Source organism: Burkholderia sp. BCC1996 (assembly GCF_905339955.1).
Taxonomy (GTDB): Bacteria; Pseudomonadota; Gammaproteobacteria; order Burkholderiales; family Burkholderiaceae; genus Burkholderia.
This window is the reverse complement of the sequence record NZ_CAJPHM010000003.1, coordinates 315,773-329,158: the sequence shown is the minus strand read 5'-3', so window position 1 is coordinate 329,158 and position 13,386 is coordinate 315,773. Positions and strand designations below refer to the sequence as shown.

Annotated in this window: 13 protein-coding genes; 6 read left to right on the top strand and 7 right to left on the bottom strand. The window is 68.3% G+C overall.

Going from position 1 to position 13,386, the window contains the following annotated elements:
* The first annotated feature begins 103 nt into the window (after positions 1-103).
* Positions 104-1,291, top strand: coding sequence for a methionine adenosyltransferase (gene metK, locus U4Z64_RS05740; RefSeq protein WP_044847851.1), 1,188 nt, complete (start codon positions 104-106; stop codon positions 1,289-1,291).
* A 118-nt stretch (positions 1,292-1,409) separates the two neighbouring features.
* On the opposite strand, the gene U4Z64_RS05735 is transcribed toward metK, so the two are convergent.
* A complete protein-coding gene (locus U4Z64_RS05735; protein ID WP_044847852.1) occupies positions 1,410-1,751 on the bottom strand; it encodes a hypothetical protein in 342 nt (113 codons plus the stop codon).
* A gap of 353 nt (positions 1,752-2,104) precedes the next feature.
* Here U4Z64_RS05735 and U4Z64_RS05730 point away from each other — a divergent pair, with 353 nt between their 5' ends.
* Positions 2,105-2,878, top strand: a complete 774-nt coding sequence (locus U4Z64_RS05730; protein ID WP_124486684.1) for a phytanoyl-CoA dioxygenase family protein — start codon at positions 2,105-2,107, stop codon at positions 2,876-2,878.
* Positions 2,879-3,035: 157 nt separating this feature from the next.
* On the opposite strand, the gene U4Z64_RS05725 is transcribed toward U4Z64_RS05730, so the two are convergent.
* The gene (locus U4Z64_RS05725; protein WP_044847854.1) at positions 3,036-3,242 is read right to left on the bottom strand and encodes a DUF3185 family protein; all 207 of its coding nucleotides are present in this window, start codon (positions 3,240-3,242) and stop codon (positions 3,036-3,038) included.
* A gap of 184 nt (positions 3,243-3,426) precedes the next feature.
* Here U4Z64_RS05725 and mgrA point away from each other — a divergent pair, with 184 nt between their 5' ends.
* Complete coding sequence (mgrA, locus tag U4Z64_RS05720; RefSeq protein WP_124486683.1) at positions 3,427-4,470, top strand: L-glyceraldehyde 3-phosphate reductase; 1,044 nt, start codon at positions 3,427-3,429, stop codon at positions 4,468-4,470.
* A gap of 119 nt (positions 4,471-4,589) precedes the next feature.
* On the opposite strand, the gene U4Z64_RS05715 is transcribed toward mgrA, so the two are convergent.
* On the bottom strand, positions 4,590-4,775 hold the full coding sequence (locus tag U4Z64_RS05715) for a hypothetical protein (protein ID WP_014895742.1): 186 nt from the start codon (positions 4,773-4,775) through the stop codon (positions 4,590-4,592).
* 307 nt (positions 4,776-5,082) lie between these two features.
* Positions 5,083-5,964, bottom strand: a complete 882-nt coding sequence (locus tag U4Z64_RS05710; protein WP_321810942.1) for a DMT family transporter — start codon at positions 5,962-5,964, stop codon at positions 5,083-5,085.
* An 832-nt stretch (positions 5,965-6,796) separates the two neighbouring features.
* Here U4Z64_RS05710 and U4Z64_RS05705 point away from each other — a divergent pair.
* Both U4Z64_RS05705 and U4Z64_RS05700 read left to right on the top strand, forming a co-directional pair.
* Entirely contained in the window at positions 6,797-7,009 is a 213-nt protein-coding gene (locus U4Z64_RS05705; RefSeq protein WP_011886311.1) for a hypothetical protein, read from the top strand.
* Positions 7,010-7,058: 49 nt separating this feature from the next.
* Positions 7,059-8,090: a serine/threonine protein kinase gene (locus tag U4Z64_RS05700; RefSeq protein ID WP_321810941.1), complete on the top strand. Its 1,032-nt coding sequence runs from the start codon at positions 7,059-7,061 to the stop codon at positions 8,088-8,090.
* A gap of 45 nt (positions 8,091-8,135) precedes the next feature.
* Here U4Z64_RS05700 and U4Z64_RS05695 read toward each other — a convergent pair whose 3' ends face one another.
* Positions 8,136-9,578: a coniferyl aldehyde dehydrogenase gene (locus tag U4Z64_RS05695; RefSeq protein ID WP_044847857.1), complete on the bottom strand. Its 1,443-nt coding sequence runs from the start codon at positions 9,576-9,578 to the stop codon at positions 8,136-8,138.
* 39 nt (positions 9,579-9,617) lie between these two features.
* Positions 9,618-10,082 (bottom strand): hypothetical protein, encoded by a 465-nt coding sequence (locus U4Z64_RS05690; protein ID WP_321819439.1) that lies wholly within the window; start codon positions 10,080-10,082, stop codon positions 9,618-9,620.
* A gap of 217 nt (positions 10,083-10,299) precedes the next feature.
* Between U4Z64_RS05690 and U4Z64_RS05685 the strand changes: the two genes are divergently transcribed.
* Positions 10,300-11,940, top strand: a complete 1,641-nt coding sequence (locus U4Z64_RS05685; RefSeq protein WP_321819438.1) for a GMC family oxidoreductase — start codon at positions 10,300-10,302, stop codon at positions 11,938-11,940.
* A 63-nt stretch (positions 11,941-12,003) separates the two neighbouring features.
* On the opposite strand, the gene U4Z64_RS05680 is transcribed toward U4Z64_RS05685, so the two are convergent.
* A complete protein-coding gene (locus U4Z64_RS05680) occupies positions 12,004-13,365 on the bottom strand; it encodes a flagellar hook-length control protein FliK (protein ID WP_321819437.1) in 1,362 nt (453 codons plus the stop codon).
* Positions 13,366-13,386 lie beyond the last annotated feature (21 nt).

The window sequence follows — 13,386 nt, the reverse complement described above, 5'->3', positions numbered from 1 at the left end:
GAAGCGCGCTGCCCGGTCCTGGTAATCCGCTAAAGCGTCGCCGCTTCAGGCCAACGAAGCTGGCTACGTGAAACCCACCGTAACCACACAGGAGCCTGAAAAAGTGGCAAACGATTATCTCTTCACGTCCGAATCCGTCTCCGAAGGCCATCCGGACAAGGTCGCGGACCAAATCTCGGACGCGATTCTCGACGCCATCCTCGAGCAGGACAAATACTCCCGCGTTGCGGCCGAAACGCTGTGCAACACGGGTCTCGTCGTGCTGGCCGGTGAAATCACCACGACGGCCAACATCGACTACATCCAGATCGCGCGCGACACCATCAAGCGCATCGGCTACGACAACACCGACTACGGCATCGACTACAAGGGTTGCGCGGTGCTCGTCGCGTACGACAAGCAGTCGCCGGACATCGCGCAAGGCGTCGACCGCGCGCATGACGACAACCTCGATCAAGGCGCGGGCGACCAGGGCCTGATGTTCGGTTACGCATGCGACGAAACGCCGGAACTGATGCCGCTGCCGATCTACCTGTCGCACCGTCTCGTCGAGCGCCAGGCCAGCCTGCGCCGCGACGGCCGCCTGCAGTGGCTGCGCCCGGACGCGAAGTCGCAGGTCACGGTCCGCTACGTCGACGGCAAGCCCGATTCGATCGACACCGTCGTGCTGTCGACGCAGCACGCACCGGACATCGAGCTGCCGGCGCTGCGCGAAGCCGTGATCGAGGAAATCATCAAGCCGACGCTGCCGGCCGACCTGATCAAGGGCGACATCAAGTTCCTGGTGAACCCGACCGGCCGGTTCGTGATCGGTGGCCCGCAGGGCGACTGCGGCCTGACGGGTCGCAAGATCATCGTCGATACCTACGGCGGTGCCGCACCGCACGGCGGCGGCGCGTTCTCGGGCAAGGATCCGTCGAAGGTCGACCGTTCGGCAGCGTATGCCGGCCGTTACGTCGCGAAGAACATCGTCGCGGCAGGCCTCGCGTCGCGCGCGCTGATCCAGGTGTCGTACGCGATCGGCGTTGCCGAGCCGACCTCGGTGATGGTCAACACGTTCGGCACGGGCCGCGTGTCGGATGCGGTGATCACGAAGCTCGTGCGCGAGCATTTCGACCTGCGTCCGAAGGGCATCATCAAGATGCTCGACCTGTTGCGCCCGATCTACGAGAAGACGGCCGCTTACGGCCACTTCGGCCGCGACGAGCCGGAATTCTCGTGGGAAGCAACCGACAAGGCACTCGCGCTGGCCGAAGCAGCTGGCGTGGAGCCGACGGCACGCGTCGCATAAGCGTCGTCCGCCTGAAACGAAAAACCCCGGCATGCCGGGGTTTTTTTATGCGCGTCGCGCGCCGGCGGAATGACGCGCGCGCGACGATCGTGGCGGGCAGCGTGCCGCCGGCTCGGCTTCAGCGTGCGCCGAACCCGAACCAGCCGTTGCTCGCCGCGAGGCGGCGCGGGCGATTGACGCGGCGCTGCGGGCCCAGCGTGCGGCGCAGCGCGAGCGCGCGCAGCGACGACGGCTTCTGCAGCAGCGAGCGCAGGCCGGCGCGGCGGGCGAACGCCTGTGCGCTCATCATCGAGAAGAACGCGTGGAACCACGCGCGGATGCCGTCCAGCCGGCTGTGCGCGTGCGTGTGCTCGGCGAGCGCCTGCGTGCGCGCGCGGTGATGGCGCAGCGGGCGGGCGGGAGCGGACGGCACGACGCGCTTCGCAGCGCGGCTGAGACGGGAAGTCAGACGGAATGGCATGTGAACGATGCTTCGCTTGTATGGATGGCGCCCTTGAAGAGCGCACTGGTATGAACGGCCTCGGATGGCGCAACGGATCTTACCGAAAGTCGTTGCGCGCCGCGCCCGCCAGAATTGACAGGCCGCGACAGGCTACCGGGGTTTCATGACGTGCAAAAGTCGCGATAAACCCTTGTGCCGCAAGCGTGTCGTCGCATACCGCCTGTCGCTGAGGCTCGCGCCGCGCCGCACAGTTCCCTTGAGCCAGATCAAATCGGCGATTGGCATGCCCCTGCGTACGACAATGGCGCTGTTCGCGGCATCCGGCGCCGATTTACAATCGTCACATTCACACAATAAACGTCTGGCATCCCATGTCGTCTTCATTGCAGTCGGAATCGATCCGCGCGCAAGTCGCGGAATTGCGCGAACGCGGCTTCGTCGTCGCGCGCGGCCTCGTCGGCGAAGCGCAGTGCGCGACGCTCAAGCGGATCGCGGCGCGCCAGTTGCAGGAAGCGGCGGAGCCGATCGAGTTCGAGGCGGATTTGCGCTACCCGGGCGCGCCCGAGTCGAAGCATGCGCCGGGCGGGCATACGGTGCGGCGGCTGCTGGACGCCTACACGCGCGATCCGGCGTTCGCCGAGCGCGCGATCGCGCCGGAAATCGGCGCGTGGATGCGCGAGTACTTTGGCGAGCAGCCGGTGCTGTCGCGCGCGCATCACAACTGCATGATGACGAAGCATCCGGCGTACGGCAGCCTGACGGGCTGGCATCGCGACTTCCGCTACTGGTCGTTCGAACGCGCGGACATGGTGTCGGTGTGGCTCGCGCTCGGCCCGGAAACGAATGAAAACGGGGCGCTTTGGCTGGTGCCGGGCTCGCACACGGCCGAATTCGGGCCGGAAGCGTTCGACGACGCGAAGTTCTTCCGCAGCGACCTGCCGGAAAACCGCAAGATGATCGACGCGGCAACCTGCCCGCCGCTCCAGACGGGCGACGTCGTGTTTTTCCACTGCAACACGCTGCATTCGGCGGGGCAGAACCGCTCCGACCAGGTGAAGTTCTCGCTCGTCTACACGTATCACGGCGTGAGCAACCGGCCAGTGCCGGGCACGCGTTCGGCGGCGAAGCCGGAAGTGCAGTTCTAGCAGCGGTTCGGGCGGCGCTGCAGCCGCGTCGATGATTCGATGCGGCGCGCGGCCGCGTGAGCGGATGAAGAAACGGGCGGCCTGGCCGCCCGTTGCGTTTTGTGCGGCCCGCATCGCGCGAGGCGGGCACGTCGTCGTGCGTCGCGCGGCTGCGTGATCAGCGCTTGTTGGCCGGCATTGCGAGGCCGATCAGGCCGATCAGCATCGCGACGGCGCCGCCGGCGATCAGCAGGATCGTTTTCGTGGCGGGCGAGCCGGTGAAGAAGCGCGACACGTTGTCGTTGATCGAATGGAACGACTGGCCGCCGAAATACAGCAGCACGACGCCGCCGACGAGCAGCGCAACCGAGATGACCCGGGACATACCAACCTCGCTGTAACGGTGATTCGAGACGCCGCAGTGTAGGCGACGCGCGCGGCCGCGTCCATTGCCGTGCGCGCATCGGCCACGTTCGCTACCATAGCCGTCGTATGTTTCCTTCGCCGCCGGCGCGTGATGTTCGCGCGCGGCGCGCGTCCCTTCCCCGACGTCCTGACGGAACCGACTCATGGCCTACGAAGCAGCTTCCGAACGTTATGCCGACATGCAATACCGCACCTGCGGCAAATCCGGGCTCAAACTGCCCGCCCTGTCGCTCGGCCTGTGGCACAACTTCGGCGACTCGACGCCGATCGCGACGCAGCGCGAGATCCTGCGCACCGCGTTCGACCTCGGCATCAATCACTTCGACCTCGCGAACAACTACGGGCCGCCGTACGGCAGCGCCGAAACCAACTTCGGCCGGCTGCTGAAGGAAGATTTCCGGCCGTACCGCGACGAGCTGCTGATCTCGACGAAGGCCGGGTGGGACATGTGGCCGGGGCCGTACGGCAGCGGCGGCGGGTCGCGCAAGTACGTGCTCGCGAGCCTTGACCAGAGCCTGCAGCGCATGGGCCTCGACTACGTCGACATCTTCTATTCGCACCGCTTCGACGCGCACACGCCGCTCGAGGAAACCGCCGGCGCGCTCGCATCGGCCGTGCAGCAGGGCAAGGCGCTGTATATCGGCATCTCGTCGTACTCGGCCGCGAAGACGCGCGAGATGGCCGAACTGCTCGCGCAATACAAGGTGCCGCTGCTGATCCACCAGCCGTCGTACAACATGCTGAACCGCTGGATCGAGCCGGACCTGCTCGGCACGCTCGACGAGATCGGCACGGGCAGCATCGCGTTCACGCCGCTCGCGCAGGGGCTGCTGACGTCGAAATACCTGAACGGCGTGCCGGACGACGCACGCGTGAACAAACCGGGCGGCGGCTCGCTGAAGCAGGATCACCTGAGCGCGGAGAACCTCGAGCACGTGCGCAAGCTCAACGGCATCGCCGAGCGGCGCGGGCAGAGCCTCGCGCAAATGGCGCTCGCGTGGGTGCTGCGCAATGGCCGCGTGACGTCCGCACTGATCGGCGCGAGCCGTGCGGAGCAGGTGCGTGAAAACGTCGGCGCGCTGAAGAATCTCGAATTCTCGGCCGACGAACTCGCGGAGATCGATCGCCATGCGATCGAGGGTGGCATCAATCTGTGGGAAAAGCCGTCCACCGATCAGGCGATCTGACCGGCAGCAACGACGGCTGATACGGGATGCGAAGCATTGCATGCCGTATCGCCGCGCACGCACGCACGCCGTCGCGTCGCTGCAATGCAGCGACGTGACCGCCGCGCGCCGACGCGTCGCTAGAGGAGTGCAGGCAAGCCTTCGACGAGCAATACCGCAACGCCGACGCCGAGGATGACGCCGAGCACGCGCAGCAGGTTGTGGCGGAATTCGGTTGCGCACGGCACCGCGCCGAGAAATAGCGCTCCGGCCAGCGCCATCGGAATCAACAGGATGAAGTCGCCGATCGTGAAATAGGTCGTCATGCGTGTCTCCGTAGTCGGCCGGAACAGGCGCATGCGCGTCTTCCAGCCCCATGCCGGGCATTTCTCTTGTTCGGCCGACCGATTCGCGATTGCGAGCGGGTCGGACAGTTCGAGTATAGGCAAGCTCGCCGCGTTTTTCGCTATCCGAACCATTAAAAGTATGCGGAAAACCCCGGGGATTCCGCATTTTTTCCGCGAACTGGACGAATGCCTTGCGTCAGTCTTTCCCGTTCCTTTCGATTGGCGCGGAAACGTCGTACGTGTTCGCTACGGGCTGCCGCACCCGCGGGCGCGGCAGCTTGGCCGCTTACGCGCGATCGGGTTGCGCGCGAACGGCGGGCGTGCGGAACACGAGCGCGAGGCCCCCGACGATCGCCCCCATGCCGGCGAGCGCGAGCGGTTCGGGCCGGTTGCCGAGCCAGAGCGCGTCCATCAGCGTGGTGACGACGGGCACGAGATAGAACAGGCTCGTCACGTTGACGAGATCGCCGCGCTGCATCAACCGGTAGAACAGCAACTGCGCGATCACCGAGATCACGATCCCGAGCCACAGCAGCGGCACGACGAACGCCCAGCCGATCTCGAGCGAGATCGGCCGGAACGGCAGGATCGCCACGCACAGCGCGAGGCCGATCGCGTTCTGCAGCGGCAGCACGTCGGCAGGCGCCGCGCGCACGCGCTTTTGCAGCAGCGAGCCGGCGGTCAGCGCGACGAGCGCCGTGAGCGCGCAGGCGACGCCGATGACCGGCAGGCCGGCACCGCCCACGCCGCGGCACACGACGAGCGCGAGACCGGCCAGCGACAGCCCGAGCCCGGCGATACGCATCGGTTGCCAGCGCCGCTCGACGATCGCGAGCGTGAGGATCGGCTGCACGCCGAGGATCGTCGCGAGCACGCCCGGCGCGATCCCGCGATCGAGCGCGAGCAGGTAGAAGATCGAATAGCCGCCCATCATCAGCAGGCCGGTCAGCGCGGCCATGCGGCGCTCGCCGCGCGGCGGCAGCCAGCGTCCGCGCATGACGGCCAGCGCGAGCAGCACGAGTGACGCGAGCGCGAATCGCGCGGTGAGAAAGACGAACGCGGATGCGTGATGCAGACCGAGTTCCGCGAAGATCGCGCCGCTGCTCCACAGCAGGACGAAGAGCGACGTCACGCCATGCGCGGCGAGCGCGCGTTTGAACGAAACCATGTGAATCCACCTGTCGAACGGATCGAAACGTTCCATGTCGCGCGTGCGGGAACGCGTCGTGCGCGATCACGCACGAACGGCCCAAACGGGCAAATGGAAAACGGAAACCGGAAGCCGGCCGGTCAGCCGACGCGTGCCGCCGGCGGGGGCGGCGCGGCGCCGACGAGCGGCGGTGTGACAGGAGGAGGGAGGACCGACGGATGCGCGCACGCCTGCGGCCGCGAGTCGAACTGCGGCCGGGATTTTGCGAGAGCGGACGTGAGCGGATGCATCGTGTCGAAATGCGCTTGAACGCGAATGAACGTCAAAGGTAACGCAAGGCGGTCGTGCAGCGCAACCGGCGGCGCACCGGCATCGCCATGCGCTATGGCGCCACGACACGATGACACTACGACATCACGCCGCACGCCGCGCGTCGGTAGCCGCGTGAGTCTTGTTCGAGGAAAGGAGACGCGGCATTGAGGCGCGAGGCCGCGGGCGTGGTTCCGTTCGCTGCGTTCACGCGAAGTCTCCTCGCGACCGGGCAAAGGGCAGACGATACGCCTGTCGTGCGATTCGCGTGCGCGCCGCGCGTATGGCCGGATTCGGCGGACGGTCACATTCGACAGGGTATGATGGGGGTATCCGCCCGTGCAAGCGCACGCGCGGCGCAGTGGTTGATTGGAGACATTCGACGAATTCGCGGCACTACGCCTGCTTCTTCTTCTTTTCGCGCTTCGATAAACCGTGAACAATGGGATCACGCGCAACACCCCGACGAGGGCGGCGCGGATCGTGCATTTGCCGGCTCGCCAGCGAGCCGGGTTTCAAGTTTCAAGAGTGGGGAACCATCATGCATGTCGGGTCGATTGTCTGCACTACCCATATCGCAGTGCCGAAGGGCGCGCGCGGCATCGTTCAGCGCGTTCTGGGCGACATGGCCATGGTGACCTGGTACGCGGGCGTGCCGGGCGAGTCGAAGGAACTCAACACCGAGCCGTTCTTTCTCGAGGACCTGATCGACACCGGCGAATCCGTGCTGCCGGCCGGCGCCGCGATCCACTGAGCGCGCGTGCCGCACCGGGCGCTCGTGTTTCGGCGCGGCTGACGGCACAATGCGGGGCATGAAAGACGACACTTCCGCCCCCGCAGCTCCTGCCGGCCCGCCGTTCGCCGGCCTCACGCCCGAGTGCGTGCTCGACGCGCTCGACAGCGTGCTGATGCCGTCCGGGCTGCGCACCGACGGGCGCCTGCTCGCGCTCAACAGCTACGAGAACCGCGTCTACCAGGTCGGCATCGAAGACGGCCCGCCGGTCGTCGCGAAGTTCTACCGGCCCGCGCGCTGGTCGGACGACGCGATCCTGGAAGAACACGCGTTCGTCGCCGAACTCGCCGCGCGCGAGATTCCGGCGGTGCCCGCGCGCGTGTTCGACGGCCGCACGCTGCACGCGTTCGACGGCTTCCGCTTCTCGATCTTCGAGCGGCGCGGCGGCCGCGCGCCCGATCTCGACCGCAGCGACACGCTCGAATGGCTCGGCCGCTTCATCGGCCGGATTCACGCGGTCGGCGCGACCGAGCCGTATGTCGCGCGTCCGGTGCTCGACATCCGCACGTTCGGCTACGAGCCGCGCGACTACCTGCTCGCGCACGATTTTCTTCCCGACGATGTCCGGCCCGCCTACGAGACGGCGGTGAACCTCGCGCTCGAAGGCGTCGAGGCCGCGTTCGAGCGTGCGGGCGAGATTCGCCTGCTGCGCACGCACGGCGACTGCCATCCGAGCAACGTGTTGTGGACCGACGCAGGCCCGCATTTCGTCGACTTCGACGATAGCCGGATGGCGCCCGCCGTCCAGGATCTGTGGCTGCTGCTGCCGGGCGATCGCGAAGGCGCGTCGCGCGCGCTCGCGGACCTGCTCGCCGGTTATGAGGACTTCTGCGAATTCGAGCCGCGCGAGCTGCATCTGGTCGAAGCGCTGCGCACGCTGCGCTTGATTCACTACGCGGCCTGGCTGGCGCGCCGCTGGGACGATCCGGCGTTTCCGGCCGCGTTCCCGTGGTTCAACACGCATCGCTACTGGGAAGCACGCGTGCTCGAGCTGCGCGAGCAGATCGGCGCGATGCAGGAAGGGCCGCTCTGGCCCGTGTGACGTGCGACGGCGCGCGCGGCAGCGTCGCCGCGCGGCCCGCATCGCTCAGAACTTCAGCATCATCCTGATGACCGCGGCGAAGCGCTTGCCGTAAGGCGGTGCGATCAGCCCACGGGTATTCAGACGCGCCTGCGTGAGCACGGGCTTCATCTTCGAGAACGTCACGAAGCCGTCGTAGCCGTGATACGCGCCCATCCCGCTCGCGCCGACGCCGCCGAACGGCAGGCTGCCGCACGCAATGTGCAGCAGTGCGTCGTTCACCGTCACGCCGCCCGAGATCGTTTCGCGCATCACGCGCTCGACCGTGCCGCCATCCTCGTCGAACAGGTACAGCGCGAGCGGCCGCGGCCGCGCGTTCACGTACGCGATCGCCTCGTCGAGCCGCTCGTACGGCACGAGCGGCAGCAACGGCCCGAAGATTTCCTCCTGCATCAGCTGCGACGCGGCCGGCACGTGCGTGACCGCGCACGGCACGAAGCGGCGTGACGCGGGATCGGACTGCGCGTCCGACAGCGGATGCAATTGCGCGCCTGCCGCCTGCGCGTCGGTCGCCAGTTGCTGCAGCCGGGCGTAATGGCGCGGCGACACGATCGTCGTGTAGTCGCCGTTGGTCGACAGGTCCGGATATAGCTTCGCGAAGCGCGCCCGTGCCCGCTCGATGAACGCGGCTTCCATCCCGCGCGGCAGCAGCACGTAGTCGGGCGCGATGCAGGTCTGGCCCGCGTTCAGCGTCTTGCCGCCGATGATCGCGTCGACGGCCGCATCGAAGCGCGCATTCGGACCGACGATCGCCGGCGACTTGCCGCCGAGTTCGAGCGTGACGGGTGTGAGGTTGTCGGCCGCGGCGCGCATCACATGGCGGCCGACGTGCGTCGACCCGGTGAACAGCAGGTGATCGAACGGCAGCGCGCTGAATGCGGCGCCGATCTCCGCATCGCCGTTCACCACCGCGACGTGGTCGCGCGAGAAGGTCTTCGCAATCAGTTGCTCGAACAGCGCCGACGTGCGCGGCGTCAGTTCGGACATCTTGATGATCGCGCGGTTGCCGGCCGCGAGCGCGCAGATCAGCGGCCCGGCCGCGAGCAGGAGCGGATAGTTCCACGGCACGACGATGCCGACCACGCCGAGCGGCTGCGGCAGCACCTTCGCGCGCGCCGGCCGCAGCCACTTGTTCATCGGCTTGCGGATGGGCTTCATCCAGCGCTTGCCGTGCTTGAGCGCATCGTCGATCTCTTCCTTCGCCATCCAGATTTCCGACAGCAGCACTTCCTGCTTCGCGCGATGCCCGAAGTCGGCGCTGATCGCATCGGCGAGCGCATCCGCGTGATCGAGCAGCATCGTGCGCAGCGCGCGCAGGTGCTGCGCGCGGGTGTCCCACTCCGGATACGGCGCGCGCAGGTAGGCCGCGCGCTGGTCGCGCAGCAGCGACGTCAGCGCATCGACCGACGGCGCCGTTTGCGGGGCCAGTTCGGGCAGGTCGTTCTTCATGTCGTCTACTCCAGTTGGGCGTGGCACGTCGGCCAGCAGTCAGGCCGCACGTACCCGCTCGGCGAGCGTGGTGGGGCGGGTCGGGATGGCGCGCGTCGCGCGGCACGGGGCCGGATGCAATGCACGGTCGAAAACAGGGTGCAACGTGCGGCAAGCGTCGTATTCGCGCGACGGTATTCGTGTTCGAAAACGGGATTGCCCGGGGTGCGCGTACGGCTCGCTGCGACTTCCGAATGGTGCGCGATCGCGAATTGCCGATGCTTGCCGGCGCACCGAAGCGGCATGACGCGATGCGCGCGACGACGCATGAATCGGCCGGTCGAGCCGCGCATGCGACGCGCCGTTCAAACGATCGGCGATACGCGGCGTCGTTCGATTTCGACCGGCCGCGCGCACGGTGTTGCACGTCACCGTCACGGCATCCGTTTGAAATGAAATGCGGGCCGCGCGCGGTGCGTCCGGGCAACCCGGTCGGCACGCGGCCTGCAGTACGTCGCGCTGCATCGTCGTCTCCCCAGTTTCGCGACGGCGCGGCTTCTGGCGGCCGCTGCATCGCGTCGAATTCATCGATACATCTTAAATTTAGTTCACGCGGGCGTTTAGAGGAATCGCTCTTGAATCGGCGTGCCGCGCGCGCGACGGCCATTCCTACAATGCCCGAACATTACAAGCGGGAGCCGGGCCGCGCCGGGCGCCGTTCATGACACGAAGGAGACGTGACATGCAATACGACTACATCATCGTCGGCGGAGGATCGGGCGGGTCGAGCCTCGCGAGCCGCCTCGCCGATGCATGCCCCGACGCGACGATCGCGTTGATCGAGGCCGGTTCGCACACGGCGCGCAACCTGCTCGTCAACATGCCGGTGGGGATCGCGGCGCTCGTGCCGTTCAAGCTCGGCACGAACTACGGTTACGAAACGGTGCCGCAGCCGGGCCTCGGCGGCCGCCGCGGCTACCAGCCGCGCGGACGCGGGATGGGCGGCTCGAGCGCGATCAACGCGATGATCTTCACGCGCGGCCATCCGGGCGACTACGACGAGTGGGCACAACTCGGTGCGACGGGCTGGGGCTGGCAGGACGTGCTGCCGTATTTCCGCCGCGCGGAAGGCAACGCGCGCGGCGCCGACGCCTGGCACGGCGCGGACGGGCCGCTGACGGTGTCCGATCTGCGCTTTCGCAATCCGTTCTCCGAACGATTCATCCAGGCCGCGCATGCGGCCGGTTATCCGCTCAACGACGACTTCAACGGCGCGACGCAGGAAGGCGTCGGCTTCTATCAGGTCACGCATCGCGACGGCTCGCGCTGCAGCGTTGCACGTGCGTACATCTACGACCGCGACCGGCCGAACCTGCATGTGATCACCGATGCGACGGTGCTGCGCGTGGGCTTCGACGGCAGGCGCGCGGTCGGTGTGGTGGTGTCGCGCGACGGACGCGTCGAGACGCTCGGCGCGCGCGCGGAAGTGATCCTGTCGGCCGGCGCGTTCAATTCGCCGCAACTGCTGATGTGCTCGGGGATCGGGCCGGCGGAACAACTGCGCCGGCACGGGATCGCGGTCGTGCAGGACGCGCCGGACGTCGGCACCAACCTGATCGACCATATCGACTTCATCATCAACACGCGCGTGAATTCGTCGGAGCTGGTCGGCATCTGCCTGCGCGGGATCGCGAAGATGACGCCGGCGCTCGCGCGCTATTTCTCGAGCCGCACGGGGATGATGACGAGCAACGTCGCGGAGGCCGGCGGCTTCATCAAGAGCGATCCGTCGCTCGATCGTCCGGACCTGCAACTGCATTTCTGCACGGCGCTCGTCGACGATCACAACCGCAAGATGCACTGGGGCTTCGGTTATTCGCTGCACGTGTGCGCGTTGCGCCCGTTCAGCCGCGGCACGGTCGCGCTCGCGAGCGGCGATGCGCGCGACGCGCCGCTGATCGATCCGCGTTTCTTCAGCGATACGCGCGATCTCGACCTGCTCGTGCGCGGGGCGCAGGCGATGCGCCGGATCCTGTCGCAGGCGCCGCTCGCGTCGCAGGGCGGGCGCGAGCTATACACGCGCGCGGGCCAGAGCGAAGCCGAACTGCGCGCGACGATCGTCGCGCATGCCGACACGATCTATCACCCGGTCGGCACCTGCCGGATGGGCTCGGATGCGCGCGCGGTCGTCGATCCGCAACTGCGCGTGCGGGGCGTCGAAAGGCTGCGGGTGGTGGATGCGTCGGTGATGCCGACGCTGATCGGCGGGAACACGAATGCGCCGTCGGTGATGATCGGCGAACGCGCGGCGGACTTCATCGTCGCGGCGCGCCGGGGCGGCGTGCCGCGCGGCGAGGCGGCCGCGGCCGCGCACGGCCGCTGAGCGGCACATACCGGCACATACCGGCACATACCGGCACATACCGGCACGCGAGCGACGCGATGCTCAGGCGAACGTATCGACGAGGCCCGCGCGGTTCACGGTGGCGGCGGCCGATGCGGATTGCGCGGCGTCGACCGGTGCGTCGACGGCTGACGATCCGGCGCGCGCGCGCGGCGACGACCGGCCGCCGGCGAAGCTTTGCTGCGGGTTCTGCTGCTGCGACGCGAAGCCGCCGTCGCTGACCGTCGCGCTGCCCAGGCCGAGCCCGCCCGCTTCCATCGCCTCGCGCAGCTTCGGCAGCGCGGCTTCCACCGCGTCACGCACCTGCGCGTGCTGCGATACGAACAGTGCATGCGCGTGGTTGTCCGCGACGCGCAGCACGACCTGCAGCGGGCCGAGGTCCGGCGGGTTCAGCGTCAGCTCGGCGCTCTGCTGGTGCGCATTCGACAGGAGCACGACCTTCTGGCTCAGCGCATCCGTCCAGTCGGCGGTGCCGACGTGCGGCGCGAGCACATGCGGGTTGGCCGCGGCGATCGTGCTTGCTGCGGGCGATGCCTGGAGGTTCGCCTGTGCGGCTGCCGCAGCCGAGGCGGCGGCAGCGACCGTTGCGTCGGCGGCCGGGCTGGCGGTTTCTTCGGCGGCCGCGAATGCATGTTGCGCGGCGGGTTGGGCCGTTGCGCCGGCCTGCAGCGCCGGTGCGGCGGCCTGCGTGGCGGGCTGCTGCGTCGCGGGCGCGCCTTTCGCGTCGGCGAGCGCGCGGTCGAACGTCGGGACCTTCGGCGCCAGCGGGGCGGCGGCCGAGGCCGACGTCGTCGCTGCCGGTGCGGGCGCCGCGCCCGCCGCCGCGCCCGTCGCGGGCATCGCGATCGCGCCCGCGCCGCCGGTCAGCTTCGCGAGTGCGGTCTGCAGCGCGTCGCGACCCGGCGCGGGGGCAGCCGGCTCGGCGGCCGCATCCTTGCCGGCATGATTCGTCAGCGCGGCCGTGGCGTCGGGCTGGCCGGACACGGCCGTCGTCTGCGCGGCAGTGGCGGTGCTGTCGGCATCGGCCGGCGCCGCGTCGTTCGTGCGAGCCAGCAGCTGCGCCTGCACGGCGGCGGCCGCTGCGAGCGCGGCGGCGTCGGGATTGGGCGTCGCGTTCGCGTCGTCGGTCGGCTTGTCGTCGCCCGTGCCGGACGGCTTCGTGCCGGCGGCCAGCGTCGCCGAAACCTGTTTCGTCGTGGCGTCCGGCTTGCCGGCAGTCGCCACGTCGTGCCGCGTGTCGACGCTTTGCTTCAGCGTCTGCGCGAACGGCACGGCGGCCGGGCTGGCGGCGGCATCGTTGCCGGCGGTCTTGCCGGCGGCGGCCGACGAACCCGCGTCGCGGACGGCCTTGAGTGCGGTGCCGGCGGTGTCGAGCAGCGCGCCGAGCAGGGGCAGGGGAGGCATGACGATTCTCTCGTTCGAAAG

What these genes read in the sequence shown, in the direction of transcription:
- U4Z64_RS05735 (WP_044847852.1), bottom strand. Translation starts at nt 1,751, where the DNA reads ATGCCATTCCGTCTGACTTCCCGTCTCAGCCGCGCTGCGAAGCGCGTC.
- mgrA (WP_124486683.1), top strand. Translation starts at nt 3,427, where the DNA reads ATGGCCTACGAAGCAGCTTCCGAACGTTATGCCGACATGCAATACCGC.
- U4Z64_RS05715 (WP_014895742.1), bottom strand. Translation starts at nt 4,775, where the DNA reads ATGACGACCTATTTCACGATCGGCGACTTCATCCTGTTGATTCCGATG.
- U4Z64_RS05685 (WP_321819438.1), top strand. Translation starts at nt 10,300, where the DNA reads ATGCAATACGACTACATCATCGTCGGCGGAGGATCGGGCGGGTCGAGC.
- U4Z64_RS05705 (WP_011886311.1), top strand. Translation starts at nt 6,797, where the DNA reads ATGCATGTCGGGTCGATTGTCTGCACTACCCATATCGCAGTGCCGAAG.
- U4Z64_RS05730 (WP_124486684.1), top strand. Translation starts at nt 2,105, where the DNA reads ATGTCGTCTTCATTGCAGTCGGAATCGATCCGCGCGCAAGTCGCGGAA.
- U4Z64_RS05725 (WP_044847854.1), bottom strand. Translation starts at nt 3,242, where the DNA reads ATGTCCCGGGTCATCTCGGTTGCGCTGCTCGTCGGCGGCGTCGTGCTG.
- U4Z64_RS05680 (WP_321819437.1), bottom strand. Translation starts at nt 13,365, where the DNA reads ATGCCTCCCCTGCCCCTGCTCGGCGCGCTGCTCGACACCGCCGGCACC.
- U4Z64_RS05700 (WP_321810941.1), top strand. Translation starts at nt 7,059, where the DNA reads ATGCGGGGCATGAAAGACGACACTTCCGCCCCCGCAGCTCCTGCCGGC.
- U4Z64_RS05690 (WP_321819439.1), bottom strand. Translation starts at nt 10,082, where the DNA reads ATGCAGCGCGACGTACTGCAGGCCGCGTGCCGACCGGGTTGCCCGGAC.
- U4Z64_RS05710 (WP_321810942.1), bottom strand. Translation starts at nt 5,964, where the DNA reads ATGGTTTCGTTCAAACGCGCGCTCGCCGCGCATGGCGTGACGTCGCTC.
- U4Z64_RS05695 (WP_044847857.1), bottom strand. Translation starts at nt 9,578, where the DNA reads ATGAAGAACGACCTGCCCGAACTGGCCCCGCAAACGGCGCCGTCGGTC.